Here is a 25,672-nt window from a genome sequence, read left to right on the forward strand (position 1 = left end):
GTGCTGGGTGTCGGCGTGTTAGTGGCTGCGCGTCGGGGTCAACGACACCCTTCGGCCGGGTTTTCAATATTTTCGAAATATCCGAGCGCTGTTCGCAGATGCACCAGCCCGTCTCTATACTGCCGGCGAACATGAGCACCGCCACGCTGACGGATCGGGTTGGGCTGCACGGTCTGACCGACTGCATTGCCACGGAGCTTGCCGCCGTCGAACGTTGTTTCAACGACGAGCTCACAAGCGAGCTGGAGTGCGTCAACGCGCTGGTCCGGCACGTCAGCCGGTTCCGAGGCAAAATGCTCCGCCCGATGCTGCTGTTGCTGTCGGGCAGGGCGTGCGGGGAGCTGAACTCCGCGCACGTCACGCTGGCCACTGTGGTAGAGATGATCCACATGGCCACGCTGGTCCACGACGACGTGCTGGACGAAGCCGAGCTGCGCCGCAAGGGCGCGACGATCAACCATCTGCGGGGCAACGAGGCGGCGGTGCTGCTGGGCGATTACCTGATCAGCCACAGCTATCATCTGTGTTCGAGTCTGGATTCGCAGTATGCATCGCGGCTGATCGCGCGCACGACCAACCAGGTCTGCGAAGGCGAACTTCTCCAGATCGAGAATCGGAACAACTTTGATCTGGACGAGCGGACGTACCTGCGGATCATCGGGCTCAAGACCGCGGTGCTGTGCGCCGCCTGCTGCCGGCTTGGCGCCCAGTTCGCCGGCGCCACTCCCGATCTGGTGGACCGGCTGGAGCTGTACGGCCAATCGGTCGGGACGGCGTTTCAGATTCAGGATGACATCCTGGATATCGTCGGAGACAGCGGAACGGTAGGCAAGACGCTGGGGATCGATATCGAAAAGGGGAAGTTGACGCTGCCGATGATTCACTTCCTGCGTACCGCGCCACGGCAGCACCGGCAGTTGCTGCGATCGCTTCTGGAAGGCCGCGAGCCAGACAAGCTGGAGCGCATACGCAACCTCATCCTGCCCAGCAGGTCCATCCACTACGCGCAGACGCGCGCCCGGCAACTGGTGCAGCGGGCGAGGCAGGCGATCGAACCGATCCCCGACTCGCAAGCCAAGCGAGCCCTGGACGCAATGGCGGAATTCGTGGTCTCGCGAACGCTGTAACGCAATGGCTGCCGGCAAGGCGGTTGGCGCAGCCGGCCCAGCCAATCGGATTCATCCAGAGTCGCCGCTGATCCGCAATCCGCGCGAACGTGGCGATTGCAGCTCTTGAAGCGGGCCGGCCGGACTGCTCAGCGGCTTGCTGACGGTGCTCCCCTACCACATTCAGGCATCCTCCCTTATAGTGTGCCCCGCTCGAATGGGACGGAGTCTGGATGCGAGGGACCGGATGTTTGGCAGATGGATCATCCTTGTGGCGCTGGCAACGTATGTGGTGGTGCTGAGCTGCGTGGTGTTGCCGGGCGGCCCATCGCGGCTGAGCGCTGGCGAGCGAGCCGCTTCCGCCGACGCCGCCGCGGTTCGGCGGACCAGCGCGCCGCCCCGCGTGCCGGCAGGCAGTCGCGATGGCCTGCCCCTGTGCGCCGTGGGGATGCAGATCCAGCGGACTGACTGGATCGACCGGTACAAGCAGAGTGTGGATGAGATCGCCGCCCTGGGCGCTGACGCGGTGAAGTTCGTCGTTGACACGCGAATGGAAAACGTCCGCAGTACCCGGATCTACCTGGACCTGCGGATGACTCCCACGCCCGAGCAACTGGCCGAGCTGATCCGCCACGCCAAGAGCCGCGGGCTGCGGGTCATCCTCATGCCGATTGTGCTGCTGGACAACCCCAAGGGCAACGACTGGCGCGGAGTGATCAGGCCGGCGGAAGAGTACGGCGGCTGGGACGACTGGTTCGACAGTTACCGCAACATGCTGAACCACTTCGCGTGGATCGCGCAGGGCAACGGGGTGGATGTGTTCGTCGTCGGCTCCGAATTCGTCAGTGCCGAAAAGCACGTCGATCAGTGGCGCCAAACGATCGCACACGTGCGAGAGACGTTCAAGGGGCTGCTGACCTATTCGTCCAACTGGGATCACTACACCGCGGTTCAGTTCTGGGATGATCTGGACCTGATCGGAATGAACAGCTACTGGAAGTTCGGCACGGAAGGCATCAACGAGAATCCGTCGGTGGAAGATATCATCAAGCGGTGGCAGGAGATTCAGAGCGACCTGTTGCCGTGGATTCAGAAGCAGGGCAAGCCGCTGCTTTTTCTGGAGATCGGATGGTTCAGCCAGCGGAACGTTGCGTACGAGCCCTGGGATTACACCAAGGACCAGCCGATCGACCTGGAGCTTCAGCGAAAGCTGTACGAGGGGTTCTTCCGGTCGTGGTGGGGCAACCCGCTGCTGGGCGGGTTCAGCGTCTGGGAATGGCCGCCGGGTGATGGCGGACCGGACGACGGCGGGTACACGCCGGAGAACAAGCCGGCCGAGAAAGTCCTTCGCCAGTGGCTCAGTAAGCCGCGGTGGGAAGTCAAATGAGGAGCAGTGGTCGCTGATCAGTGCTGAGCAGCCAGCATCGACAGTTTGCTGGCGGGCGTTTCCTGATCCCTGGCCACTAATCAGATCATGGAAGCCATCGAAACGCGCTATCGGACGCATACATGCGGACAGCTCCGCATCTCGGACGTGGGCAAGACGGTCAAGCTCGCGGGGTGGGTTCACAATTACCGCGATCACGGGGGCGTGGTGTTGATCGACCTGCGTGACCGTGACGGCCTGACGCAGGTGGTCTTCGACGCCGACGAGTGCGGACCGCAGACGCGCGACGAGGCCCGCCGCCTGCGCAGCGAGTGGGTGATCTGCGTCAGCGGCGTGGTTGCCGATCGCGGGGTCGATGAAAAGGGTCGCAGCCGCGAGAATCCCAAGCTGGCGACCGGCAAGGTCGAGGTGCGTGCCCGCCAGATGCAGGTGCTCAGCGAGTCGCCGACCCCGCCGTTCACCCCCGGCGAGTTCGAACAGGTCAACGAGGAGCGGCGGCTGGAGTATCGCTACATCGACCTTCGCCGCGCCGAGATGCAGCAGACGCTGCGTGTGCGGGCGCGTGTGACCAAGACGATGCGCGACTATTTCGACGACCTGGGCTTTTGGGAGATCGAAACCCCGTACCTGACCAAATCCACCCCCGAGGGCGCTCGCGACTTCATCGTGCCGTCGCGCCTTCAGCCGGGGTGTTTCTACGCCCTGCCGCAGTCGCCTCAGCTCTTCAAGCAACTGCTGATGGTGGCCGGGTGCGACAAGTACATGCAGATCGTCCGCTGCTTCCGCGACGAGGACCCGCGCGCCGACCGCCAGGCGGAATTCACCCAACTCGACGTGGAAATGGCGTTCATCGACCGGGAGAACATCATCAGCGTGATCGAGGGAGTGCTGCGACTGATCTGGAAACAGATTCTCAACGTCGAGGTGCCCAACCCGATCCCGCAGATGGACTATGACCTGGCAATCAACCGCTATGGCTCGGATCGGCCGGACCTGCGATTCGGCATGGAATTGCACGACATCACCGACATCGCGCACGCGACGGAGTTCGGCGTGTTCAAGAGCGCGCCGATGGTCAAATGTATTGTCGTGCCGGGCGGATCGAAGCTGACGCGGGCCCAGACCGACTCGCTGGCGGACTGGGCCAAGGGGCTGGGCGCCAAGGGGCTGGCTGTCACGAAGGTGGCGTCCGGCGGCGCGTTTGACACCGGGATCGCCAAGTTTATCAATCCGGTCGCCTCCAGGCTGATCGAGCGCATCGGCGCCGTCGAAGGCGATCTGCTCTGTTTCGCCGCCGACCGACCGAAAATCGTCCACAAAGTTCTGGGCGAATTGCGGCTGAAGATGGCCAGGGAGATGCAGCTTAAGCCCTCCAGTGAGTTTGCCTGGACCTGGGTCGTCAATTTTCCGCTGTTTGAATACGACGAGCAGGAGAAGCGATACGTCAGCACGCATCACCCCTTCACTTCGCCGCTGGACGAAGACCTGCCCAAGCTGGACAGCCGTGAGCGAAGCGTGATCGAGTCGATCAAGTCCAAGGCGTACGACGTCGTGTGCAACGGCAGCGAGCTTGGGGGCGGCAGCATCCGTATTCACCGCAGCGACATCCAGCAGAAGGTCTTTGCGCTGCTGGGGATCGATGAAGCGGCGCAGCGGCAGAAGTTCGGCTTCCTGCTGGATGCGCTCAAGTACGGCGCGCCGCCTCACGGAGGCATCGCGCTGGGCCTGGACCGGCTGGTGATGATGCTTCGAGGCACCAGTAACATCCGGGACGTGATCGCGTTTCCCAAAACGCAGAGCGGAGCCGACCTCATGTGTGGCGCGCCCAGCCCCATCGACGAGAAGCAACTGCGCGAAGTCCACATCCGCGTCGTGCTTCCGCCGGGCAAAGGCCCCGCAGGCGCAGCGGCCCCCGACGTGCATGGCGTGGTCCACAAACACGAGGGCGGCGCCGGTAAGCCGTAGTTTGAGGGCGGCGGCCAGGACCAGTCCCGCCCAGCTTCAGCGGCCCGCTGGCGGGGCACCGACTCCGTCCCGCTGTGCTGCGGCCATGGAGGACCTGCTGCAATGTCCAGGCGGTCGCAGCGAAGGATCATGAAATACGGACGTGCCCCGGAACTGCACCGCGAACGCCCGATCACGTTCACAGCGGCGATGGTTCGCGCCCTGCTGGAAGGCCGCAAGACTCAGACACGCCGGGCGGTGGTGCCCCAACCGGATCTGACAGGTCGCGACGAGTCCGGCCGAGTGGTTGCGTTCCGCGATGGTCGTCGGATCGTCTGTCGCTTTGGCCAAGTTGGAGATCGGCTGTGGGTGCGCGAGCGTTGGGGCATGTCCCCGGCGTCGTGCAGAACTGTGCTTCAGGTTACCGATGTGAGTCTGGAGCGGCTGTGCCGCATCGATCGGGCCGATGCCCGCGCCGAAGGTTTCCCTGGTGCGGATCACTCCGCTGGCGAGGATCCGGTGGCCTGGTTCCGCAGCCTGTGGGACAAACTGCACAAGCCCGACAGCGGGCACTGCTGGCGTGACGACCCCTGGGTATGGGTCATCCGTTTCGAGTTGGTGAGAGCGACTGCCTCGCCGCAGTGTGGGCCGGATACACTTCCTCGGCCATGAGCGATCTGCTGATCGGCATCCTGATCGTGGGCTGTCTGGCGTCGCTGGTTCTGGTGGGCACGCTGCGCGTGTCGCGGACGCTGCCGCCGCGGACCGCCAACCTGCTGGCCATCATGACCGTGGCGTTGATGCTGGCCAACTCCCTGCTGCTGACCGACAGCATCGCCCTCACGCGGCTGCTGCCGTTCTCGAATCTGATCGTGGTGGGCAATCCCCAGCCGCTGCTGGTGGCGATGCTGGCGGGGATCATCTGGTGGCGCGTTCCCGGGCCGGGGCTGCGACGGCTGGCGATCATCGGGGCACTGGTGGCGGCATGTCTGGTGGCGATCTATCGACCGATTCTGTCCAGACCGCCGCGGATGCAGGACCGCTGGCTGGGCAACGTCTGCTTGCAGACGTCCCGCGCCTCGTGCAGTGCGGCGGCGGCGGCGACCCTGCTGGCTCGATACAACATCAAGACCTCTGAACAGGAAATGGCCCTGCTGTGCCTGACAAGCACACACGGCACGAGCATGCACGGTCTTTGGCGTGGCCTGCGGCTGAAGGCTGCCGCCAGCGGCTATGACGTGATCATGTTTGACCGCGGAAGCCTGGATGATCTGCGTGGGGTCGGGCCGGTGCTGCTGTCGGTGGAACTCAAGCCCGATGCCAAAGTGGATCCGCGCTACCAGCGGTCGTGGGGCTGGCTGCCCGGCGTTCCGCACTCGGTCGTGCTGCTGGGATTCGAGGGAACGGACCGCGCGCTGATCGCCGACCCGGCCAGCGGGCTGGAGGTCTGGTCGATCGACGACCTGAAGATCCTCTGGCACGGTGTGGGCGCCCGGCTCGTTCGCGCCGGCGCCTGAAGCGATATTCCGGCGGACCGCGAGCTTGCGCCGCTGGCTTGGAGCGATCCGGGCGGTTGCAGGTCACTTGGCCGGTTCGGCGCCCGAGGCGACGGTACTGGCGGTGGGCGAAGAAGCAGCAACGCCCGCCCCCGCTGCGCCCCCGCCGGAACGTTTCAGCTCCGGCACCCGAAACATCGTCTGGCAATGCTGGCATTTAACCAGCTTGCCCCGGACCTCATCCGGTACCGACAGGATCTTCCGGCAACGCAGATTCGGACAGATCAACTGGCAGGCCATAGGCTCTCCAGTAGTGCTTATCGGCCATCCCCGGCACCGGCTTGAATCTGCCGGGCATGTGGTTGCGTTCCTGTTTGAGGTGCGGTTTGGGGCATGGATGGGAAGGTGGTCGGCCGGGCCTGAAACAGGGTGGGTATGCGGCTGCGCAGGCTCGGGGGCAGGTCTTTCAGCTCCATCGCGGGATTTGCAGCAAATGGACGATACAGCGGATCCCCAATGCACGTGAGCATCCAGCTTGTCATTGGCGTGGTGGCCCAGTAAACCTCCGCCAGAGTCAACTGCCCGGTAAGCAGCAGCGGAAAGAACTCGTCCGGCGGCGGGAAGGACTGAAGGTATGGCTCGGCCACTGGTCCAAGCGTGCCCACCACGCCCGCGTACAGCAGCCCGCGCACCCACCCGGTCTCCTTTTCGCCCCGCAGGCTCACCAGCTCGAAACTGGCGATGTGGTATCCGACGGCCCCGGGGTTGAACTTCATCCCCGGCACGTAATTGCGGACGCTGTACCAGCCGCAATACAGGGCCACTTCGTCAACCGAATTGGCGGGGATGACCTGCGGCTGATCGTCGAGCTTGACTTCCAGATCGGTCCGGGCGTGGACCATCGCCGCCAGGCGACGCAGACGATCGTCGTACAGCCCGTATTGATCCTCGTTGCCCTGTGTGTCTCTGGCGGCCAGACCGCGCGCGTCGATGACGAAGCGACCCTTCAGCCCCTGTCGCTCCACCAGGATGCTGTTGGCGACGATGTCCCGCACGATCTGCGGCGTGGGGCCATCCAGTCGCATCACCATCAGCGTCGGCGGGGCGCGCACCTCGCTCACGTGCAGATTCAGCAGATTCGGTTGCCAGCGAACGCGCGAGTAGGCAGGCCACCACAACATGGCCAGCTCGCTGTCCAGTGCCGCCTCGGTGGCATCGGCAGTGAGATAGTCGATCTGCGCCTGCAACACGCGGGCGTGCGAGAGGATCCCGGTAAAGTGTCGTGAGAAACCCCGGACCGTCGCCCGTGTTTGCGGGTCGTACGGCTGCTCCAGCAGATCGGCCAATTCGGCCACGGTCAGGTTTCGTGGCCCCGGCTCGGGCGGCAGTTCAGACTGAGTGGCCGGTGCGGTGCTGGTGGCGGTGGTCGGTACCGGCGGCGCAGGCGGTGCAGCGGCGTCTGGTGGCGGCTCGAACGGCGCCGTGAACAGGGCGTTCATTTCGGCGGCGACCTGCATGGCGCTGGCCTTCATCGCCGCATCCTCATTGGATGACGCCAGCTTCCCCAGCACATTGCCCACGTGCTCCAGCCGCCGGGCCAGACCCTCGAGCGTGACCTCATCGTTCAAGGGCTTGAAGGATGGCTGCATCTGAGCCACGCGCTGTTCGACCTGCCGAACCATCTCGGCCAGCTTCTGGTTCAACCGCTGTTGCTCGGATCGCAGTCGGGTGAGTTCCTGGTTATCGAGGAGGCTGTTGACACGCCCGGCCACGCGCAGTGGTACGCCATAAAATGTCACCAGGCATCGCACCTGCTCCTTCAGTCCCCGGTCCTTCAACGCCCGGCGCAGCACGGGCCGGACCGACCGCTCGTAGCGATCGAAGGGCATCTCTTCGGTGGTGGGCAGGTCCAGCTCGATGATCCGATCCAGAGGGATCTGGCGCGCCTGGGCGTAGAACTCAGCGAGCTGGCGGCTGTGCGGCTCGTGCCGGTTGACCACCAGAGCAATCTGATCGGGCTTGAGGGTGCCTTCCGCAGCAACGGGCAGCGCCGCCAGCAGCAGCAACCAGACAACAGAGATGAGCTTGCCGCGAATACCGAGCCTCACTGGGCTGATGCTAGGACAAGTTGTGCGCTGGGACAACGCGGGCGGGCAGGTTATGATGCGAGTCGGACGCTCAATGCAGCGGCCCCTGGAAGGTCGGCTTCAATCCGCTCAGGCCGGCGGAACGTTGCCGCTGGGCGCTGGCGCGGTCCCCGGCACACTGCCGCCGCCAGCCGCCTGGGCCTGTTGTTCCTGGGCCTTCTCGATCATGTTGACCAGCGCCTTGATCTCGCGGATGGATTCGGGACTTCCCCACATCAGGACCCAATCCACGTGCCAGTTGCAGCGCTCGAAGGTGCAGCGTTCCAGATGATAGATCGTTTCGCGTAGCACCAGCGTGCACGCGATAAAGGTGCAATTGATGAATGCCTGGCCACTTATGTAGACGGTCTGATTGAGAAAAGTCTCGTTCTCATGCTTGGTCAGCAGCATGTAGTTAATCGTGGCACAAGATCGAAAACCTGTCAAATTCACAGGAGAATTCCCACATGAAGTATCTGAAGTGGATCGTGCTGGCGGTGGTCGTGCTTGTCGTGGTCGTGATCGGCGCCGTATGGCTGAACCTGAACGGCATTGTCCGCCGGACCGTCCAGGCGCAGGCGAGCAGTTCGCTGGACCTTCAGACGACGGTCGGCGGGGCAAACGTGTCTTTGATCGGCGGCAATGTGCGCCTCAATGATCTTCAGGTCGCCTCGCCCGACGGTTTCCAGTCGCCGCGGATGTTTACCCTGGGCAGCATTTTCGTGGATACCAGCTTTGGTGAGCTGCGCAGCGATCCCATCCGCGTCAGCCAGATCCAGATCGACAAACCCACGCTCGTCATCGAACAATCCGGCGGCAAGTTCAACTTCCAGGTCCTGACCGAAAAGCAGTCCAAGGCTCCTCCGCCCGACAGCGGTGAACCCATCCGGCTGATCATCAATCAACTGGCGGTGAACGACGCGCAGGTCGTGTTGCGACCCGGCATTCCCGGCCTGGCGCAGGAGATCAACCTGACGATTCCCTCGTTTGCGCTCAGGGAAATCGGCACGGGCGAAGGCGCCAACAACGGAGCGGCGATCAAGGAGGTCGTGTCGCTGCTGGTCACCACGCTGGCGCAGAAGGCCTCCGAGTCGGACAAGCTTCCCGAGGACGTTCGCCGGCTGCTGAGCCTGGACGTGGAAAAGGTCAAGCAGCAGCTTGCGACGCAACTCGGCAAGCAGTTGGACAGGATCTCCAACGAGCTGGGCACGAAACTGCCGCCACAACTCAAGAACGATGCGACCAAAGCCGTCGAGAAAGGAATCGGCGAGCTGCTGGGAGGACAGAAGAAACCGGCGACGCAGAAATCGCAATAGCGGGGACGAAACCTGAAGACGTGAAAAACGTCGGGACATGACACATGAAGCAGCGGCCCCTGCCCGCTTCATGTGTCACGTCCCTGTGTTGTTCAGCAACCAGCTTTCACAGCGTGGCGCCGGCGAGCTGGAGCCTGAGCAGCAGCACCGCGGCGCTCAACTGCGCGTCGGCGGCAAGCAGGTCTTTGCCGGGCTGAGTCGTCGGCCCGGTGCTGGCGGCCTGCGGAGCGGATCGGCTGTCGTACAGCACTTCCAGCTCCTGCCTCGCCTGCTGCGCGGCGCGCATCTGATCCGTGGTCATCTCGACGACCAGATCCGGCTCAACGCCCCAGGTCTGGGCATTGTCTTCCTTATGAATATTGCGCCCGCTGGGCAGGTAATAGTGGCTGGTGGTCAGCTTCAATGCCGCCGAGCGGTTGGCCAGCGGGAACAGCATCTGCACCGATCCCTTGCCGAAGGTCCGTTCGCCAACCACCAGCGCCCGCTTCTGATCCTGCAACGCGCCGGAGACGATCTCGCTGGCGCTGGCGGAGAACTGGTTGACCAGCACGACGACCGGCAGCGCGACCTCGTCGCCCTTGCGCGCTTCGATGGGCGGCTGGCCGGGCATCTCCCGCTCGCCGCGGGTGAATACGATCGTGCCTTCGGACAGGAAACGGTCACAGACCTCCGTCGCCGCCGGCAGCAGCCCGCCGGGATTGTTCCGCAGATCCAGGATCATCGCCCGCCCGCCCTGGCGCTCGATTTCCCGCAGCGCCGCGCTCAGCTCGTCTTCGGTGGTCTTGGTGAAGTTGGTCAGCCGAACGTACGCGATCTTCTGTGCCGGGTCGATGAAGTAATCCCATCCCCCGCCCGGGCGATGCTGGTAGCCCTTGACGCTGGCGACCTTGATCACCTCGCGGCGGATGGTGTAATCCTTCACCGTCCCGTCCGGACTCCTGATCGTCAGAGTCACAAACGTGTCCTTCGGGCCGGTGATGTTCTTCACCGCCTGGTTGATGCTGATCCCCTTGGCGTTCTTGCCATTGATGCGAATGATGATGTCGCCGGGGTGGATGCCCTGCTTGTAGGCCGGGCTGTCCTCCAGCGGGCTGACCACCTTGAGATTGCCCTCGTCATCGAGCTGAATCTGGATCCCCACGCCGCTGAACTCGCCCTGCGTGGACTTGTTGAACTCCTCAAGGTCGCTGGGCCAGATCATTGTCGTGAACGGGTCCAACTCGCCGAAGGCGCCGTCGGCGAACTCGCTGACCAGCACCTCCTCCGGCAGTTGCACGCTGGCGGCGTTGGCGGCCTTGATCGATTCCAGGATCTCGTTGGTGACGCGTTTTTCGCGTGCCGGTGGGGCGTCCTCGATGCGCCTGATGGCTGAATCGATCGCTTCCAGAAATGCGCTGCGACGCTGCTCATCGCCCAGATTGGCAAAGGCGCGTTCCAGTCCGCGGGTGCTGGCCAGCGCCCGCAGTCCGTTCAGCCCCCCTACCGTCAGCGTCTTGTAGCTGATCGGGCGATAGTAGTAGTTGCATGCCTCGTCCAGCGCGGTCACGAGCATGTCGAAGCGGATGCCGCGGAGCATGTCCCGCCAGTCCGTGCGGAAGCTGTCATTCTCCTCGGTTTCGGCGGGCTTGCTCGTGGGCTGGGTGGTCGGGCGAAGCAGCTCATCGGCCGCCTCGCGACGCCGCGAATCCTCCTCGATGATCTGCTTGAACGTTTCGGGCGTATAAACCGCCAACAGGCGCAGGCGGTTGGTCACCGACTTGAACTTCTGTTTCCACTGCGGATCGTTCGGCTCCAGCGAGTTCAGGTTCGAGTACAGCAACTGCGCCTGCCGCCACATCTCCCGGGCTTCGTAGTCCGCCGCGCGTGACTTGGCGGCGGCGATGAGTTCGGCGACCCACGGCTGACGCACAAACGCCTGCTTGTCCTCGGCCAGCAGATAGGCATCCTTGGCCTTGTCCACCGCGAAGTCGGGATAGTCGTTGTCCAGCAGCTTTCGCACGTCGGCGACGGCCTTCTCGAAGGCCTTGTGCTTCTCGGCGACCAGTTCCAGCCGCTGTGCTTGGAACTGGTGCAGCCACTGCGACATCTGGCTGAGGGTCGGGTCATTGGAAAGTGTAGCGGCCTTGCTCAGCAGCTCGCTGGTTCGATCAAACTGTCCGCCTCGCAGCGCCTTGAACGCTTCGAGCTTGAGCTGCTCGACTGAGGCGATTTCGGGATTGATCGTCTGCTGAGGCTGCTGTTGCGCCGACGCCTGAGGCCGGGCGGCCTCCTGCGCCCGCAGTTGAGGCAGCGCGCCGCAAAGCACTGCCAGGCTCAGCACGGTGGCCAGAATCCATCGTCGCAACATTTTCGGGCACTGCATCGACAGCCAATACGTATTCATGTGCATCCGGTCCTTGCCAGGGCCTGGGGTTGCGGTCGCTCAGCAGCAGCGGTTCATGCGCATCTGCGGCACAAGTCTACACTTGAGAAACTTACACTTGTCGCTGACCGCGGTCAAAACAAATCGTTGCGTCGGCGGTCTGGCGCGGCCTGCCCAGCCGAACATCAGACGTCGGCACAGCCGACAGGTTCGCCGCATCAGGCCGACCCGGCGTAACTGGCTTATCGGACAGCACGGGGACCAGCTTTGCTCCGCGCAGTGGAGAACCCGGCCCCGCCGCTGTACCATCCGCCACTGGAAACATTCGTTACCGCCGTCGTGGTTGCATCCGTCCGCATCACGTCGGCCGTTCTGTCGGACCCAACGCATTGCCACGAATCGCCCGTTTCATGCCAAGCATTATCAGCCAGCTCGATGCCGCTTTTCGCCAGGCCATCCGCGCCGCGTTCGATATCGACGCCGACCCGATTGTAGGCCTTTCCCAGAGTGAAAACTTTGGCGACTACCAATCCAACGCCGCCATGAGCCTGGCCCGGCTCGTTTCGGAGAAGACCGGGCAAAAAACCAGCCCCCGCGCCGTCGCCGAACAGATCAGGGCCAGGCTGAACCTGGGGAACATGGCCACGGAAGTGACCATCGCCGGGCCGGGGTTCATCAACGTGCGGCTGAATCCGCAGTGGCTGGCCGAGCAGCTTCTCCAGGCGGCCGCCGATCCGCGCCTGGGCATCCCCAAAACCACCTCACCACAAACGGTCGTGGTCGATTACTCCGGCCCCAACATCGCCAAGCAGATGCACGTCGGGCACCTGCGCAGCACGATCATCGGCGACGCCATCAGCCGCGTCCTGGAGTTCCAGGGGCACAACGTCATCCGCCAGAATCACATCGGCGACTGGGGAACACAGTTTGGGATGCTCATTGCCTACCTTCTGGAAAACCAGGACTGGCGAAACAGCGCAGTCCACCTGTCGGATCTGGAGGAGTTTTATCGCCGAGCCAAGAAGCGCTTCGATGAAGATCCCGCCTTCGAGGAAGAGTCCCGGCAGATCGTCGTGCGGTTGCAGCGAGGCGATCCGGAGATCCTCGAGGCCTGGAGATGGATCGTCAATGAGAGCCGACGGCACTTTCAGCCGATCTACCAGCGGCTGGGCGTGAAATTGCGACCGGAAGACGAAAGAGGCGAGTCGTTTTACAACCCGATGCTGCCGGAGGTCGTGCGCGAGCTGCTTGAGAAGGGCATCGCCGTCGAATCCGAAGGCGCCGTCGTGGTTTTCATCGACGGGCCGGACAAGTCCCCGCTGATCATCCGCAAGTCCGACGGCGGCTACCTCTACGGCACGACTGACCTGGCGGCGATCCGCTATCGCGTCAACGTGCTCCACGCCGACCGGATCATCTATACCCACGACTCGCGACAGGCACAGCACTTCTCCCAGGTCTTCCGCACGGCGCAGAAGGCGAGCTGGACTCGCGGCGACGCCGTCAAGCTCGAGTTCGCCCCGTTCGGCACCATGCTCGGCGAGGACGGCAAACCCTTCAAAACCCGCAGCGGCGACACGGTGAAGCTGGCCGACCTGCTCGACGAGGCCGAGCAGCGCGCCTACCGCCTGGTGACGGAGAAAAACCCCGACCTGCCCGAAGCGCAGCGACGCGCCATCGCCCGCGCCGTCGGCATCGGCGGAGTCAAATACGCCGACCTGTCCAAGGACCGCACCAGCGATTACGTGTTCAGTTGGGAAAAGATGCTGGCGCTGGACGGCAACACCGCCCCTTACCTCCAGTACGCCTACGCACGCATCCGCTCGATCTTCCGCAAGGCCGGCACCGACGAAGTACGCACCGATGTGCTGATCCTTCAAACCCCGCATGAGATCGCGCTGGCCAAGCACCTGCTGCGGCTGTGCGAGGTCATCGACGCCGTGGCACGCGACCTAAAACCGCACCTGCTGTGCACCTACCTGTATGAGCTGGCCACCAGGTTCAGCGGTTTTTACGAAAACTGCCCGGTGCTTCAGAGCGAGCAGCCGCTGCGCTCCAGTCGGCTGCTGCTGGCGGACCTGACCGCGCGGACTCTGGCACTGGGTCTTGATCTGCTGGGCATCGAGCATCCCGAGCAGATGTGACCGACGCAATCACAGTGGGGATCATCATGGTAACTCGAATCTTGCTTGAACTGGTGCTGATCTTCGCATGGCTGGTCGGGTCCGCCGCCGCGACCGCGGCGCAGGACAGCTCCGCAGGCGGACGTGTCGTGCTGTACACCAGCGTGGACGAGCCTTATGCCCGCCCGATCATTCGGCGATTCGAGCGCCAAACCGGAATCTCGGTCACGCTCGTGACCGACGCCGAAGCCGCCAAATCCGCTGGCCTGGCGCAGCGCCTGCTCGCCGAGAAGGACCGCCCCCGTGCCGACGTCTATTGGGGAAACGAGATCTTTCACGCGATCGACCTCGCCAGCCAGGGCGTGCTGGCGCCTTACCGTTCCCCCGTCGCCGCCCAAATCCCGCAGCGCTGGCGAGCAAAAGACGATCTGTATACCTGCACCGGCCTGCGAGCCCGGGTGATTGCCATCTCGACGCGACCGCAACACGCCGACCTGATCGCGCCCATCAAGACCCTGGATGATCTGACCAACCCGGCCCTGAAGGATCGCATCGGCTGGTGCCACCCCGCCTTCGGCACGGCTTCCGGACATTTCGCGGCCCTTTATGTGCTCTGGGGCGAGGATCGATACCGCCAGTTCCTCCACGGCCTGCGCGCCAACAACCTCAAGCTGCTGGGGGGCAATGCAGCGGTTGTCGAACAGGTCGCCGCTGGCGCGCTTCTGGCCGGCCCCACCGACAACGACGACGTCAACAACGCCCGGGCCGAAGGGATGAAGGTTGATATGATCATTCCCGACCAGGGCCGGGGCCAGATCGGCACACTGCTGATCCCCACGACCGTCGCATTAGTCAAGGGCGCGCCCAATGAACACAACGCCAAAACGCTGATCGACTACCTGCTTTCGCCGCAGGTCGAAAAGGAATTGCTTGACAGTCGATTTCTGGCCTGGTCCATCCGCGACGCCCAGCAGCAGGCCCGGGGGATGGACCTGGACTACGAAAAGGCGGCCCGGCAGATGCGCCGCGCCATCGAAATCGCGCTGGAAATCCTACAGGAACGCAAGTGACGCGGAGTGCTAAGGCCGGCTGTCGATCCGGTCTCGTCAATCGTCACGCCGGATGTTCTGAGCGTCGATCATCGAACCAGGCGGTTGTTCGTTCTTCTGCGCCGCCCTGTTCCCTTTGCCGTCACTGCGCCGCGATGACAATCGGCACGCTGGCTTCCGCCACGCGATTTGACTGCGTGTCTACAATGCTCACCTTCAGCACGTAACGCCCGATCGTCAGCGTGCCGGGAAGCTTGATCACCTTGCGTACGAAAAAGTCATGCCGACGATTGCGCGAGCTGTCGGTGATCTGCTCGGTTTTGTCCGTCCACACGCTCATCCCCTGCTCGGTGTACAGCGTCATGTCCCACGTCAGCCGCGTTTCCCACTGCTGGCGATCGTTCAGGTGCGACGTGAAGTTGGCGATCTCACAGTACACGATGGCCGGGTGCTCGCGCCCGGCGGCGAAACGCGCCGGCTCGATCGGATCATAGTTGCCAAAACCCTGCACCTTCGTGCACAACGCGATCGTCGGGATCGTCAGGTCCGCCTGGCTGCGCAGTCTCTCGGCCACATCCAGCAGCGGCTTGATTTTCCGGGACAGCAGCATGTTCCGATCGGCGCGCAGGGCATTGCGGAAATTGCTCAGCCCATCGATCAACGCCGTGATCAGCTCACGATCTTCGCTGGGCAGTGACGACAGTGCCGACAGTTGCGGCGCCGGCTGGTCCAGCAGGAACTGCAAAAGCTGATAGTCCAGGTGCGCCGAAACATCCCGGGGATAATCCTTGATCCGCCGCGAGAACTTCTCGGACAGTTCGCCGGCCGCGGGCAGCTCATTCAATGAGCCGGATGCCGCCGGCGCCTGCGGCAGGCTCGACGTCGGCTCGATGAACACCGGGCGCTTGGCCGACGAACCAGCCAGCGCCACCGCCGACCGATCGCGGCTGTCCGGCGGCTGGGCGGCTTGCGGAGCATCAGCCCTGACCGATCCGGTCGAACCCTGCTCATCGGCTATCGTGCGCAGTGTCGGGGTCTCACTGCCGCCCAGGCTGAATGCCGACGGATCCATCCATTCCACCCGGCTGGGCGACGGCTCGCGGGTGGTGCCCGATGCTCCGCTTCGCCGCGAAAGCATCAGCGTCAACTGTCGCGAGTACTCCTGCGCCTTTCGCGCCAGTGCCTCAGCCGAGCCGGCGTTGGCATCCATCTGGTCAACACCGCCCGTCGGGGCGGATCGCTGCTGGATCGCCTCGCCTGCGGATTGATCCTGCTTGCCATGCTCGGCCGGTTGCGACGACGTTTCGCCTACCGCACGCGGTGTGTCCTTCTGTGGTTGGGCAGCGCGCCGATCCGGCCTGGCGGATGAGACGCATCCCCCGGCCAGCAGCGTCGTACACACCGCATACACCGCCGCGGCCGTCCAGGCGTTTCTGTCGCCAGGACGGGCGACCCCAGCATCAGGCAGTTTCGGGACGGAAACGATTCGCGCAGCAAACGATCGGCGAGCTGTCATGACATCCATCCTTGGATTCCCGCGTAGCCGGTGTCCGCCAACCCCCGTTCAGGTCCCAGATCGGCCGCATCCTGCCGCCGCGGACCTGAGACCATCGCACGAACACCATCGATTCAGGCAGTATACCTCCCCGGCGCGCGCCCTGGCAAGCAAACCGGCGGCGGCATGGGTCATGCGCGCCGACCGCAACAATTTTCGCTTGACCGGATTACTTTACTATGTAAAGTATCCGCGAGATTGGTCCGCTCAGCTCCCATGGATCCGCTTGAGGCCATTTCGCGCGTGCGTGCAATCCGTGAGCAGCTTGCCCGCGCCGAGACTTACCGCGCCTATCGCGCCGGCAGCACCGCCGCCACCGGCGCAATGGCCCTGCTCGCCGCTGCCGTGCAGGCACGCTGGCAACTGAATGACACCAGCAGCTTCCTGATCCTGTGGAGCAGCGTCGCCGCCCTGTGCATCATCATCGTCGGCATCGAGATGCGCCTCCGCTGCATCATGTCCGACTCGATCCTGCTTCGCGAGGCCACCGTCCTGGCGGCGAGACAGTTCGCGCCTTCCGTCCTTGCCGGGGCGCTGCTCACCCTGGCGATCTGGCGCTTCCGCCATGAATCGGTCGGACTGTTGCCAGGGTTGTGGGGCCTGCTCTTTGCAATGGGCGTGTTCGCGTCGCGACCGGGGCTGCCCGCTGCCATCAACGTCGCAGGTGCCTACTACATGCTCGCCGGCGTGGCGGTCCTGATCCTTGCCTCAAATCGGCCCGAATTCGAAATCTGGCCGATGCCCCTGATGTTCGGCGTTGGCCAGCTTCTGATCGCCGCCATCATCTTTTTCAGCCTCCGGAAACATGATGACCCGTCCCTCGAATGAACATCGCAAATCGGCGTCAGCGCAGGTCCCTGATTTGCCCGTGCGCCAGCATGCGCGCTTCGCCTATGCCGGTCTGGACCGGCTCATTCATGAACGTTCGCGGCTGAGCATTCTCACGTCCCTGGCGGCACACCCGCATGGTCTGGTTTTCAACGACCTGAAAACCCTGTGCGCGCTGACGGACGGCAACCTCAGCCGACAGTTGCAGGCGCTTGCCAACGCGGGAATGGTGGAAATCTGGAAAGGTCAGCGCAATCGCCGCCCGCAGACGCTCGTCCGCCTCACGCCGCAGGGACGCAAGCGGTTTGCGGATTACCTCAACGTGCTGGAATCGGTTCTGGCCGATGCGGCGCAACAGAATCGTCTGGCCTGCGAGGCGGAGAATCGCCCTTCGCGCCCCGCCACTCGCGGTGCGGGTCTGGCGCCAGCGTGAGGGGGTTGGCTTTTTTTGTCCATTTACTTTACATGGTAAAGCTAGTTGGAGCATTCCGATGTGCGCGCTTCGCATTCCGCGTGATCTTCGCCTCCCGCCAAAGCTCGATCCACGGCTACCTGCTTCACCGCCGAGACCCCGTTACGCGCTGCTGGTCAATCCATTTTACTCGAAGGACTCGCACGCGAGCTTCGGCAAGCACGTCCTCACGCCGTCACTTGCCCTGACCAGCATCGCCGGCGCCACGCCCGCCGGCTGGACCGTGCGCTACTGGGACGAAAACCTTCTCCAAGGGCCCCCGCCGGCACGACCCATGCCCCAGGTCGTGGGCATCACCGTCCATCTCACATTTGCCCGTCGCGCCTACGAGCTGGCCGACTGGTACCGCGCCCGCGGCGCCAAAGTGATCCTCGGCGGATTGCACGTGCTATCGTGCCCCGACGAAGCCGCCGCCCACGCCGACGCCATCGCCGTTGGCGAAGGCGCGCAGCTCTGGCCGAAGATCCTCGGCGATGTGGAGGCCGGTGCGATCCAAAAGGTCTATCGCGGCGGCTTCACCAGGCCTTATCGCGACGACCCGCCGCCACGACGCGACATCCTCCCTCGACGCAGTTTCCTCACCACCGCCAGCCTCATCGCCACCCGCGGCTGCCACAACCGCTGCGGATTCTGCTATCTCGCCACCGATGGCTTGCACATGCCCTACCAGACGCTCGACCCGGCTCAAGTCGTTGCGCAGTTCGCCGCCGACGACCAGCCCTATGGCGTGTTCATCGACAACAACCTCGGCTCAAGGCCCCGGTATCTTCGCGAGCTTTGCCGCGCGCTGCGCCCGCTGGAGAAAATCTGGAGTGCCGCCGTCAGCATCGACGTCACCGATGATCCGTCGCTGGTACGCGAGATGGCGCTGGCCGGATGCACGGGCGTATTTGTGGGCTTCGAGTCGCTGTCGGATCAGAACCTGATGGAGACAGGCAAGAAGACGCCGCAGGTGCACGACTACGCCCGCAGAGTTGCGATCTTTCACGACAACGGCATTCAGGTGAACGGCAGCTTCGTGCTGGGTTTTGACCACGACGGACCCGACGTGTTCCAGCGAACCGTCGAGTGGATCCAAACCAATCGCCTGGAGTGCGCAACATTCCACATCCTCACCCCCTACCCCGGCACGCCGCTGTTTCGGCAGATGCAGGCCCAGGGCCGCCTGCTCCACACCGACTGGTCCAGGTACGACACAGCCCATGTCGTGTTTCGCCCCAATCGCATGAGCATCGCGCAACTCGCCAACGGCTACGCCTGGTGCTATCGGAGGCTGTTTTCGCACCGGTCGATCTGGCGACGCAAACCCGCCGACTGGCGTGCGGTGCCCGCGTATCTGGCGATGTCCTACCTGTACAAGAAATCGAACTGGCTGTGGCCGACGCTGATCCGGCACCAGCTCGTTGCCCCGGTATGGCGGCCGCTGATCGAGCTGACCCGCCTGCGACACCTCCGCTTCCGCAGACGTCTTGAGCAGCTCGTTCAATCCGTGCCACCGCAAGTCTCACCGCCTGCATGCCGGCGAGTTGCCCTGTCCATCCTCAGTGCGGGCGTGTAGACCACCGCCGCCGGCGTTTGCTCCGCCCTTGCCCCTGGCAGCGACTTGGAGCTGCGGAGCCTATGGACAGCCACGCCCCACGTGGATAGGATCAGATGTATCAATGATCGCCGATCGCCCGTAGCTGGAGCCGATCGCGCATAGTTCCCATAGCTCAATTGGATAGAGCGTCGGCCTCCGGAGCCGAAGGTTACAGGTTCGACTCCTGTTGGGAACGCTGCGCATTTGTCACAGGGTGTGATACCGTCATTTCCAGCGTTTTTTCGGGGTTTTCCGCCTGTCGGTGCGATCCTGTAACACCCCAAAACAGCGTGCGGTGCGCCGCATTTTGCGCCGCCTTCTGGATATCGCTGTCCACTTCGCCGGCGGCGCGCTCGAAGTGCGCGTCGGTCACCTGAAGGTAATGGTCCTGGGCGATGTCCGGCGAGTTGCCCAGCCAGGCGCAAACGACGTGGGCGGGGAAGCGCTCGGCCAGCTCCGTCTGTCTCGTGGATCGCAGGTTGTGCCAGGGCCGCGGCCAGACCTTCAGCCCGGCGCGGCGGATGATCCGGCAAAGCTGGGTGCGAAGGTTCTGCCGGCTGTCGCGGTAGCGGGTAACGAGATGCTCGGCGCCCGGCTCGGCCTGCTCGAAGGCTTCCAGCAGGTGCGGGCGCAGCTCGGGAAACATCGGCACGATCCGCTCGGCCCGGCCCTCGTGATGCTCGGTCTTGGGCGACGGCACGCGAAGCCGGCTGTGCTCGAAGTCCACGTCCGCCCAGGTCAAGGCCAGGATCTCCGACGGGCAGCGCAGCCCGCCGAAGCGGGCCAGGGCGAACATCAGCCGCCACTGCGCATCGGGGCAGGCGTCGATTACCCTCTGCGCCTCCTCGCGGGTGACGAAGTACATGCGCGAACGGTTTCGCTGCGCCCCGGCCCTGATGCCCGCGAAGGGGTTGCGGGTGATCAGCTCCCACTGGATCGCCCGCGCGAAGAACTGGCGGGCGATGATGATCCACTTGGCGATCGTCGCCTCCGACAGATGCTGCTCATCCCGCAGCCAGGCCCGATACTTGGCCGCGTCTGCGGGCGTCACGTCCGCCAGCGCCCGGTTGGCGCCCAGGAACTGCTCAAGGTGCCGGCGAGCCTGGGCATAGTTGCGCAGCGTGTTGGGCTTGACGTTCAGCGTTGCCAGCAGCTCGTCCAGGAAGCCGCCCAGGGTTTCGCTGCCGGCCCGGCGGCGGCGCAGCAGCCCTGCGGCACTCAGCCGGTCGTGGATGGTGCGGGGAAGGGCTTCGATCCGGCGGGCAGTGCTGGGATCGAGTCCCGCGCCCAGTCCCGCGGCGCTCAGCTCCTCGACCAGCAGCCGCGCGGCCTGGGCCTGACGTGCCGACACCCTGCCCAGGCGGATGGTGCGGCGTCTGCCGTCAGGCGCGGTGAACTGGATTCGCCTTCGACCGTTGGGATCTGCGATCAGACTTGCCATTGATGCACCTGCGGTTGAATGTTACGAACTGGTGCCGGCTGCCTGGTGCCCACGATGCGACTCAACACGTTTTGCACACTCAAGAACGTCCGGCTGTTGATAACCTTTCCGCCGCAGCCCCGCCAGCAGGCTCGGGCCAGCACTTTAGCCGCCGGGGGTTCTGACGGTTGCAGCGGAGCCAGGGCAGCTTCCAGTGCGCTCAGGCTCAGCCAGAGCTGCGGGTGACACCAGGCGATCCGATCTTCCAGATCGACGGCAATGATGTCGTCCCCCGGCTCGGGATCCTGGCGCAATTGGAGGCGGAAGGCGCCGATGCGAATTTCCATTTTCGGCTTCGGTTTGTTCACGATGCCTCCTGTGTAATGGACAGCGCGGGCCAGGATTGCCCAGCCCGCGCCGCGTGGAACTGAAGGTTTCGTCGCCCTGGGGCAGCGGTTCATGTCTTGGCGGCGATTTGATGTCTGGCGGCTTCGCGCTGCTGCCGGGCTTGTCTGGCGTCACGTCGTGCTCGCAATACCCCCACTAGCCGCGGCATCGATGCCAGCATCCGATCCGCCTCCGTCACGTGCGGCACCCGGCGAGAAGCCTTCCATGCCTCCAAGTCCGCCAGCCTGATGCGGAACCGGGCGAGTTTTGAGCCTGGTCGTCGCTCGTCGCGCGCCACCAGCTCGCCGGCTCTGATTAGATCGATGACGAATCGCCTGCTGTGGCCCAGGTATCGGGCGGCTTCCCGCGGGGTGAGATTGTCGTCTGCTTGGTCGTTCATTGTTAGGCCTCCTGGGGGCTTGGCTCTTGCGGCGTCGGCTCGTGTCGGAGATACCAGGTCATCAGGTTTTCGAGGCCGGGCTCAGCGTCTCCCTCGAAGAGGTCGTCGAAAATCCACTTGAACATCTTTTCGGCGTCTTCGTCGCCTTTGACCTGCTCGCGGAGATCCCGCAGTTCCTCGTGGATCGCATCCAGCCGAATGCGGATGCTGAGGATGCGGCGGGCGAATTGTGAGAGTCCCACGTCGTCTGGCGCTGACTGGATTTCCGTCGCGGCGATGGAGTCCGCCTGGACCTGGCAGTTGCTGCAGACGTCGCAGTTGTATCCGCCTTCAATGATCCCGGTGGAGCTGCTGATTTCACGGTAGATCAGGGCGTCGCCGCGGATGTCGGTGACGATGCCGGTGTCGCCGCTCGCGTCCAGGTAGATAACCGATCCCACTCGCACCGGATGCCCGTTGCGGTCTTGGCCGACCTGCCGGGTTGCTGTGCTTGACATAACGCCTCCTGCGGAAGTGCGCCCGCCGCAGCAGCCGACGCCGGCCATTGTCGGGCAGGCAGTGGAAGGTTGACGTTGTATGCGTATTTACATACGCTGTCAAGTATGAAATCAGCTCTTGCCGATGAAAATCGCATCGCCCTTGACCTGGACAAACTTCGCGAGCTTCGCCAACGGCGCGGCCTAAGCATGGAACAGGCCGCCAAGCTGGCCGGCATGGCCAACCGTCACAGATGGTGGGACATTGAATCGGGTCGTCGGCCCAACATCACCCTGGCCACGTTGGACGCGATCTGCCGCGCCTTGAAATGCAAGCCGCAGGACCTGCTGAAATGACCGGCGCACGATGGTCGGCCACAGCGCCGAATTACCCGGGCTCACCGAAAAGCAGCGCCGCGCCTGCGTGCTGCGGCTCAATGAGCCGACCATCGCCGGTCGCGAGGCCAGCGAGCTGCTGCGGCTGAACAAGTAGAGCTTCAACCGGCGTTACGAGATAGCCGTGCGGCGCGTCGTACTGCTGGACGTTAACGACCCCTCGAAAGAGGAGGATCCATGTCGGCCACAAGCGACTCTTCGGGCCGTCGCGCTGACGCAACGGCGGAGAGGTGTAGCCATTGCGGCATTAATATCCCGCCCGATCGCCCCGCGATGATCTGGCGTGAGCGCGTAGTCTGCGAGCTTTGTTATGACTACCTGGCCACGCGATCGGATCGGGCGCACGGGGATGCTCGCGGCGGCCCGGATGTGCTGGATGATCCTCTCGCCATGACGGGTCAGCCGCAGCCTCCGATCGACCCAATGTATCCCGAGCCAACCGTGGCCGACTTCGGAAGCTTGCTGGCGGTCGTGGCGGGCTGGGTCTTGCTCATTGTTGGCTTCGCATCCGTTCTGATCGGGACTGTGATGGCACTCACCGTCATCATGGGCCGGCCTGAGGCGCCAATCACCAGGGCTGAGGGGGTCGGCGAGGCGCTGGTGCGAACGATCGTCGGCGGTGGCAGCGCATACCTGATCGCGGTTGGACTGGGGGCGATTGCAGCCGCGGCGAATCTTTGGCTCTTGAGAGGCATCTACGAGCATCTGGTAAAAAGCTCGAACTCCCGGCCTCGACGGTGGCGATCAGTTTAGGCTCTGTCTGAAAACTCCGAATTTGCATAAACTGCCGTGACGACATGGAGGTTGCCACTCATGAAACGGCACGAGCTGACGGACGAGCAATGGGCGTTGGTCGAGCCGCATCTGCCGCGGAGCACGGCCCGAACCGGGCGCCCGGCTCGCGATCGACGAACGCTGCTCAACGGCATTTTCTGGATTCTCTGTACCGGCGCGCCTTGGCGCGATCTGCCCGAACGCTTCGGCCCCTGGCAGACCGTGTACGACCACTTTCGCAAGTGGCGCAAAAGCGGCGTCTTTGCCCGCATCATCGAGACGCTGCAGGTCAAGCTCGACAACCAGGGATACATCGACTGGGAACTGTGGTGCGTGGACGGGTCATCCGTCCGCGCCGCCCGCGCTGCGGCCGGGGCTGACAAAAAAGTTGCCGACGGCACCCCGACGAACCCGCCGACCACGCACTGGGCCGCTCGCGAGGCGGGTTTGGCTCCAAATTCCACGTGGTCACTGACGGTGCGGGCACTCCGCTGGCCATCGAAGTCACCGCCGGGCAAGTCCACGAATCGACGCGGGCCGAATCGGTCATCGCAGAGGCGATCGCGACGCTGATCGGCCGACGACGAAAGAAACGCAAGCGTCGCCACAAGCCCCGCAAGCTCGCCGGCGACAAAGGATACAGCGTGCAGCGCGTGCGCGACTGGCTGGCCGAGCAGAAGATCGAGCCGGTGATTCCGCACAGGGAAAATGAGCTGGCGCGACATGACCCGGCGGTGTGGTTCGACCGCTGGGCCTACCGCGGCCGCTGCGTAGCCGAGCAGTGCGTCGGCTGGCTCAAGGAGTTCCGGCGCATCGGAACGCGGTTCGAGAAGCTGGCCGTGCATTTCCATGGAATGCTACAGTTGGCGATGATCCGCCGGTATCTCAAACTCTAGTAGGCGCTCCCCCAGCCATCGACAGCCACAGCGGTGATGGGCTGAGCCAGTGCATGGACCAGTGAGACACGCCGTGTCCCCACGTTTCCCAGTTGGTTGGCATCGCATCGTAATTCGCCCTTCACGCCGGCAACTGCGCACCTGCCCGGGCGATCGCCTCGCGCCGCAGCAGCAGCGTGCCCCGCAGCTCGTGGATTCCGTCGAGCACCGCGCCGATCGCCATCCCCAGCTTCGCAAGCTCGTCGATCTGGTGCTGCGCCTGCGCCTCGTCGGGGGCGAGCTGGCCGGCCTCGATCGCCTGGCGGCGATGATCCAGCGCCGCGGCCAGCAGGTGAAGGGTGTCGATCAGCTCGGCGATCGCCTCGGGGTTGTCGTGCATCGGGGCTTCCTCAGGGGGTGCCGGCCGGGCCGGTGGGCTGCGACGGCGCCGCCGGGGCCGGGCCGGAATTCGCCTGCGCGAACGTCAGGAAGTGCTGCGCGGCCTCGGCCATCTTCCTGGCCCCTTTGACCAGATCCCCGCCGGCGGGCAGTGCCCCGGCGTCCGGCTCGGCCACGCGATCGAACCGCGCCGGCGCCCAGCGCCGCTGCCGCGCCATCCAGCCGGCCGCGGCCCTGCCGGTGGGGTCCGCCGCCTGGAGCCGGTGGTACTCAGCCAGCGACTCGGGGCTGAATCGATAGCCGGCCTGCCACGCCCTGGCCAGCTCCTGGGCGTCCTGCTGGTTCATGGCGCTGGTGTCGGCGTCCTTGACCATCCCGAGCTGGATCCGTTGCATGTAATTCTGCCAGATCAGCGCCTCGCGCGAGGCCATGTCCGGCCCGGCCGACTGAAGCGCCGCGTCGGTGATTTTGTTGATGCTCAGGGCGGCGTAGCGGTTTCTGGCCCCGTACAGCTCCATCTCGCCGGCGGCCTGGCGGCGGATCTCCTCGTCGGTCAGCCAGGGCTGCTCTTTTCGCAGCGTCAGCTCGGCGCCGGTGCGGGTCAGCTCCCAGAGCGTGGCCTTCCTCAGCGCCTCGGGATCCTGCGCCAATTCGGCGCCGATGTTCTCGCGCAGGATGCCTGCGGATCGGCTCAGCATCGCCATCGAATACGCCGGGTCGGCGCCGCGCTGAATCGCCCGGCCCATCAGGAAGTTCTCGCCGACGCCGGCGACGCGCTGGCGCGACTGCTGGAACTGCCCGAGGTTCTCGAGCAGCGTGGCGGCGACAACCGCGCCCTCGGCCTCAAAGATCTGGCTGATCGCCGACAATTGCTGGTCGCGGCCCATGCCCTGGAGGCGCGAGCGGATCTCGCCCAGCCTCCCGCCGAAGCTGCTGCTTTGGAATTTGAAGCCCAGCACGTCCTGCGCCTTGAGCATCCGCATCGGCAGGCTGCGAAGCTGCCGCAGGGTCGGCTCGTTGCGGCCCAGCCGCTGGGTGGTCACCTGCAGCGCCGCGGCGAAGTCCTCGAATCCATACCCGCCGGTCTTGAAGGTGGGGAACACGTCTGGCGCATAGGTCGCCAGCTCCGACATGTTGATGGTCCCCTCGGATTCAGTGAACGCTCTCGGCCAGGAAGTTTCGCTAACCCCCGCGCGACTCGC

At 64.3% G+C, this 25,672-nt stretch carries 25 protein-coding genes, 1 tRNA gene and 1 pseudogene; 16 read left to right on the plus strand and 11 right to left on the minus strand.

Going from position 1 to position 25,672, the window contains the following annotated elements:
- Positions 1-131 precede the first annotated feature (131 nt).
- The 5 genes from ACQS5P_RS22315 (at position 132) to ACQS5P_RS22335 (ending at position 5,954) form a co-directional block, all read left to right on the plus strand.
- Positions 132-1,127: a polyprenyl synthetase family protein gene (locus ACQS5P_RS22315; protein ID WP_428938826.1), complete on the plus strand. Its 996-nt coding sequence runs from the start codon at positions 132-134 to the stop codon at positions 1,125-1,127.
- A gap of 226 nt (positions 1,128-1,353) precedes the next feature.
- Positions 1,354-2,493, plus strand: coding sequence for a glycoside hydrolase family 113 (locus tag ACQS5P_RS22320; RefSeq protein WP_428938827.1), 1,140 nt, complete (start codon positions 1,354-1,356; stop codon positions 2,491-2,493).
- An 87-nt stretch (positions 2,494-2,580) separates the two neighbouring features.
- Complete coding sequence (gene aspS, locus ACQS5P_RS22325) at positions 2,581-4,458, plus strand: aspartate--tRNA ligase (protein WP_428938828.1); 1,878 nt, start codon at positions 2,581-2,583, stop codon at positions 4,456-4,458.
- 129 nt (positions 4,459-4,587) lie between these two features.
- Positions 4,588-5,109 carry a hypothetical protein gene (locus tag ACQS5P_RS22330; RefSeq protein WP_428938829.1) on the plus strand — a complete coding sequence of 174 codons (522 nt, stop codon included), beginning with the start codon at positions 4,588-4,590 and terminating at the stop codon, positions 5,107-5,109.
- Positions 5,106-5,954, plus strand: a complete 849-nt coding sequence (locus tag ACQS5P_RS22335) for a cysteine peptidase family C39 domain-containing protein (protein ID WP_428938830.1) — start codon at positions 5,106-5,108, stop codon at positions 5,952-5,954. Before ACQS5P_RS22330 ends, ACQS5P_RS22335 begins: the two co-directional genes overlap by 4 nt.
- 63 nt (positions 5,955-6,017) lie before the next feature.
- Here ACQS5P_RS22335 and ACQS5P_RS22340 read toward each other — a convergent pair whose 3' ends face one another.
- The 3 genes from ACQS5P_RS22340 to ACQS5P_RS22350 form a co-directional block, all read right to left on the minus strand.
- On the minus strand, positions 6,018-6,233 hold the full coding sequence (locus tag ACQS5P_RS22340; RefSeq protein WP_428938831.1) for a hypothetical protein: 216 nt from the start codon (positions 6,231-6,233) through the stop codon (positions 6,018-6,020).
- Between the two features lie 17 nt (positions 6,234-6,250).
- Positions 6,251-8,041, minus strand: coding sequence for a TIGR03790 family protein (locus ACQS5P_RS22345; protein ID WP_428938832.1), 1,791 nt, complete (start codon positions 8,039-8,041; stop codon positions 6,251-6,253).
- A 108-nt stretch (positions 8,042-8,149) separates the two neighbouring features.
- Entirely contained in the window at positions 8,150-8,470 is a 321-nt protein-coding gene (locus tag ACQS5P_RS22350) for a hypothetical protein (RefSeq protein WP_428938833.1), read from the minus strand.
- A gap of 56 nt (positions 8,471-8,526) precedes the next feature.
- On the opposite strand from ACQS5P_RS22350, the gene ACQS5P_RS22355 reads away from it, so the two are divergent.
- The gene (locus ACQS5P_RS22355; protein WP_428938834.1) at positions 8,527-9,375 is read left to right on the plus strand and encodes a hypothetical protein; all 849 of its coding nucleotides are present in this window, start codon (positions 8,527-8,529) and stop codon (positions 9,373-9,375) included.
- 106 nt (positions 9,376-9,481) lie between these two features.
- On the opposite strand, the gene ACQS5P_RS22360 is transcribed toward ACQS5P_RS22355, so the two are convergent.
- Positions 9,482-11,758 (minus strand): S41 family peptidase, encoded by a 2,277-nt coding sequence (locus tag ACQS5P_RS22360; RefSeq protein WP_428938835.1) that lies wholly within the window; start codon positions 11,756-11,758, stop codon positions 9,482-9,484.
- A gap of 389 nt (positions 11,759-12,147) precedes the next feature.
- Between ACQS5P_RS22360 and argS the strand changes: the two genes are divergently transcribed.
- The gene (gene argS / locus ACQS5P_RS22365) at positions 12,148-13,881 is read left to right on the plus strand and encodes an arginine--tRNA ligase (RefSeq protein ID WP_428938836.1); all 1,734 of its coding nucleotides are present in this window, start codon (positions 12,148-12,150) and stop codon (positions 13,879-13,881) included.
- 26 nt (positions 13,882-13,907) lie between these two features.
- Positions 13,908-14,930, plus strand: a complete 1,023-nt coding sequence (locus ACQS5P_RS22370; protein WP_428938837.1) for an extracellular solute-binding protein — start codon at positions 13,908-13,910, stop codon at positions 14,928-14,930.
- A 121-nt stretch (positions 14,931-15,051) separates the two neighbouring features.
- Here the strand turns inward: ACQS5P_RS22370 and ACQS5P_RS22375 are convergent, their stop codons facing one another.
- On the minus strand, positions 15,052-16,425 hold the full coding sequence (locus ACQS5P_RS22375; protein ID WP_428938838.1) for a hypothetical protein: 1,374 nt from the start codon (positions 16,423-16,425) through the stop codon (positions 15,052-15,054).
- A gap of 165 nt (positions 16,426-16,590) precedes the next feature.
- Here ACQS5P_RS22375 and ACQS5P_RS22380 point away from each other — a divergent pair, with 165 nt between their 5' ends.
- The 4 genes from ACQS5P_RS22380 to ACQS5P_RS22395 all read left to right on the plus strand — a co-directional run bounded on the left by ACQS5P_RS22380 (position 16,591) and on the right by ACQS5P_RS22395 (position 19,539).
- Positions 16,591-17,292: a hypothetical protein gene (locus tag ACQS5P_RS22380; protein ID WP_428938839.1), complete on the plus strand. Its 702-nt coding sequence runs from the start codon at positions 16,591-16,593 to the stop codon at positions 17,290-17,292.
- A gap of 40 nt (positions 17,293-17,332) precedes the next feature.
- Entirely contained in the window at positions 17,333-17,725 is a 393-nt protein-coding gene (locus tag ACQS5P_RS22385; protein ID WP_428938840.1) for a transcriptional regulator, read from the plus strand.
- Between the two features lie 58 nt (positions 17,726-17,783).
- A complete protein-coding gene (locus ACQS5P_RS22390) occupies positions 17,784-19,322 on the plus strand; it encodes a B12-binding domain-containing radical SAM protein (RefSeq protein WP_428938841.1) in 1,539 nt (512 codons plus the stop codon).
- Between the two features lie 143 nt (positions 19,323-19,465).
- A tRNA-Arg gene (locus tag ACQS5P_RS22395) sits at positions 19,466-19,539 on the plus strand.
- Here the strand turns inward: ACQS5P_RS22395 and ACQS5P_RS22400 are convergent.
- From ACQS5P_RS22400 to ACQS5P_RS22415, 4 genes are all read right to left on the minus strand, one after another.
- Positions 19,513-20,784 carry a tyrosine-type recombinase/integrase gene (locus ACQS5P_RS22400; protein ID WP_428938842.1) on the minus strand — a complete coding sequence of 424 codons (1,272 nt, stop codon included), beginning with the start codon at positions 20,782-20,784 and terminating at the stop codon, positions 19,513-19,515. The genes ACQS5P_RS22395 and ACQS5P_RS22400 overlap by 27 nt on opposite strands.
- On the minus strand, positions 20,772-21,131 hold the full coding sequence (locus ACQS5P_RS22405) for a hypothetical protein (RefSeq protein WP_428938843.1): 360 nt from the start codon (positions 21,129-21,131) through the stop codon (positions 20,772-20,774). Before ACQS5P_RS22405 ends, ACQS5P_RS22400 begins: the two co-directional genes overlap by 13 nt.
- Positions 21,132-21,220: 89 nt before the next feature.
- Positions 21,221-21,550 carry a helix-turn-helix domain-containing protein gene (locus ACQS5P_RS22410; protein ID WP_428938844.1) on the minus strand — a complete coding sequence of 110 codons (330 nt, stop codon included), beginning with the start codon at positions 21,548-21,550 and terminating at the stop codon, positions 21,221-21,223.
- Between the two features lie 2 nt (positions 21,551-21,552).
- Positions 21,553-22,047, minus strand: coding sequence for a hypothetical protein (locus tag ACQS5P_RS22415; RefSeq protein WP_428938845.1), 495 nt, complete (start codon positions 22,045-22,047; stop codon positions 21,553-21,555).
- 69 nt (positions 22,048-22,116) lie between these two features.
- Between ACQS5P_RS22415 and ACQS5P_RS22420 the strand changes: the two genes are divergently transcribed.
- From ACQS5P_RS22420 to ACQS5P_RS22435, 4 genes and pseudogenes are all read left to right on the plus strand, one after another.
- Positions 22,117-22,383 (plus strand): helix-turn-helix domain-containing protein, encoded by a 267-nt coding sequence (locus ACQS5P_RS22420; protein ID WP_428938846.1) that lies wholly within the window; start codon positions 22,117-22,119, stop codon positions 22,381-22,383.
- Between the two features lie 10 nt (positions 22,384-22,393).
- Complete coding sequence (locus ACQS5P_RS22425; protein ID WP_428938847.1) at positions 22,394-22,519, plus strand: hypothetical protein; 126 nt, start codon at positions 22,394-22,396, stop codon at positions 22,517-22,519.
- An 80-nt stretch (positions 22,520-22,599) separates the two neighbouring features.
- The gene (locus ACQS5P_RS22430) at positions 22,600-23,175 is read left to right on the plus strand and encodes a hypothetical protein (RefSeq protein WP_428938848.1); all 576 of its coding nucleotides are present in this window, start codon (positions 22,600-22,602) and stop codon (positions 23,173-23,175) included.
- A gap of 60 nt (positions 23,176-23,235) precedes the next feature.
- Positions 23,236-24,092 (plus strand): annotated as a pseudogene (locus ACQS5P_RS22435) (IS5 family transposase).
- A 121-nt stretch (positions 24,093-24,213) separates the two neighbouring features.
- Here ACQS5P_RS22435 and ACQS5P_RS22440 read toward each other — a convergent pair.
- The gene (locus tag ACQS5P_RS22440) at positions 24,214-24,471 is read right to left on the minus strand and encodes a hypothetical protein (protein ID WP_428938849.1); all 258 of its coding nucleotides are present in this window, start codon (positions 24,469-24,471) and stop codon (positions 24,214-24,216) included.
- Between the two features lie 10 nt (positions 24,472-24,481).
- Positions 24,482-25,603 carry a hypothetical protein gene (locus ACQS5P_RS22445; protein ID WP_428938850.1) on the minus strand — a complete coding sequence of 374 codons (1,122 nt, stop codon included), beginning with the start codon at positions 25,601-25,603 and terminating at the stop codon, positions 24,482-24,484.
- Positions 25,604-25,672 lie beyond the last annotated feature (69 nt).

This window comes from Fontivita pretiosa (genome assembly GCF_050410795.1).
Taxonomy (GTDB): Bacteria; Planctomycetota; Phycisphaerae; order Tepidisphaerales; family Tepidisphaeraceae; genus Fontivita; species Fontivita pretiosa.

Bases quoted from the DNA above. Each gene is read 5' to 3' on its own strand.
- ACQS5P_RS22440 (WP_428938849.1), bottom strand. From the start codon at position 24,471: ATGCACGACAACCCCGAGGCGATCGCCGAGCTGATCGACACCCTTCAC.
- ACQS5P_RS22355 (WP_428938834.1), top strand. From the start codon at position 8,527: ATGAAGTATCTGAAGTGGATCGTGCTGGCGGTGGTCGTGCTTGTCGTG.
- ACQS5P_RS22335 (WP_428938830.1), top strand. From the start codon at position 5,106: ATGAGCGATCTGCTGATCGGCATCCTGATCGTGGGCTGTCTGGCGTCG.
- ACQS5P_RS22330 (WP_428938829.1), top strand. From the start codon at position 4,588: ATGAAATACGGACGTGCCCCGGAACTGCACCGCGAACGCCCGATCACG.
- ACQS5P_RS22375 (WP_428938838.1), bottom strand. From the start codon at position 16,425: ATGACAGCTCGCCGATCGTTTGCTGCGCGAATCGTTTCCGTCCCGAAA.
- ACQS5P_RS22390 (WP_428938841.1), top strand. From the start codon at position 17,784: ATGTGCGCGCTTCGCATTCCGCGTGATCTTCGCCTCCCGCCAAAGCTC.
- ACQS5P_RS22360 (WP_428938835.1), bottom strand. From the start codon at position 11,758: ATGAATACGTATTGGCTGTCGATGCAGTGCCCGAAAATGTTGCGACGA.
- ACQS5P_RS22430 (WP_428938848.1), top strand. From the start codon at position 22,600: ATGTCGGCCACAAGCGACTCTTCGGGCCGTCGCGCTGACGCAACGGCG.
- ACQS5P_RS22380 (WP_428938839.1), top strand. From the start codon at position 16,591: ATGGGTCATGCGCGCCGACCGCAACAATTTTCGCTTGACCGGATTACT.
- ACQS5P_RS22370 (WP_428938837.1), top strand. From the start codon at position 13,908: ATGGTAACTCGAATCTTGCTTGAACTGGTGCTGATCTTCGCATGGCTG.
- ACQS5P_RS22320 (WP_428938827.1), top strand. From the start codon at position 1,354: ATGTTTGGCAGATGGATCATCCTTGTGGCGCTGGCAACGTATGTGGTG.
- argS (WP_428938836.1), top strand. From the start codon at position 12,148: ATGCCAAGCATTATCAGCCAGCTCGATGCCGCTTTTCGCCAGGCCATC.
- ACQS5P_RS22350 (WP_428938833.1), bottom strand. From the start codon at position 8,470: ATGCTGCTGACCAAGCATGAGAACGAGACTTTTCTCAATCAGACCGTC.
- aspS (WP_428938828.1), top strand. From the start codon at position 2,581: ATGGAAGCCATCGAAACGCGCTATCGGACGCATACATGCGGACAGCTC.
- ACQS5P_RS22425 (WP_428938847.1), top strand. From the start codon at position 22,394: ATGGTCGGCCACAGCGCCGAATTACCCGGGCTCACCGAAAAGCAGCGC.
- ACQS5P_RS22445 (WP_428938850.1), bottom strand. From the start codon at position 25,603: ATGTCGGAGCTGGCGACCTATGCGCCAGACGTGTTCCCCACCTTCAAG.
- ACQS5P_RS22315 (WP_428938826.1), top strand. From the start codon at position 132: ATGAGCACCGCCACGCTGACGGATCGGGTTGGGCTGCACGGTCTGACC.
- ACQS5P_RS22415 (WP_428938845.1), bottom strand. From the start codon at position 22,047: ATGTCAAGCACAGCAACCCGGCAGGTCGGCCAAGACCGCAACGGGCAT.
- ACQS5P_RS22340 (WP_428938831.1), bottom strand. From the start codon at position 6,233: ATGGCCTGCCAGTTGATCTGTCCGAATCTGCGTTGCCGGAAGATCCTG.
- ACQS5P_RS22410 (WP_428938844.1), bottom strand. From the start codon at position 21,550: ATGAACGACCAAGCAGACGACAATCTCACCCCGCGGGAAGCCGCCCGA.
- ACQS5P_RS22400 (WP_428938842.1), bottom strand. From the start codon at position 20,784: ATGGCAAGTCTGATCGCAGATCCCAACGGTCGAAGGCGAATCCAGTTC.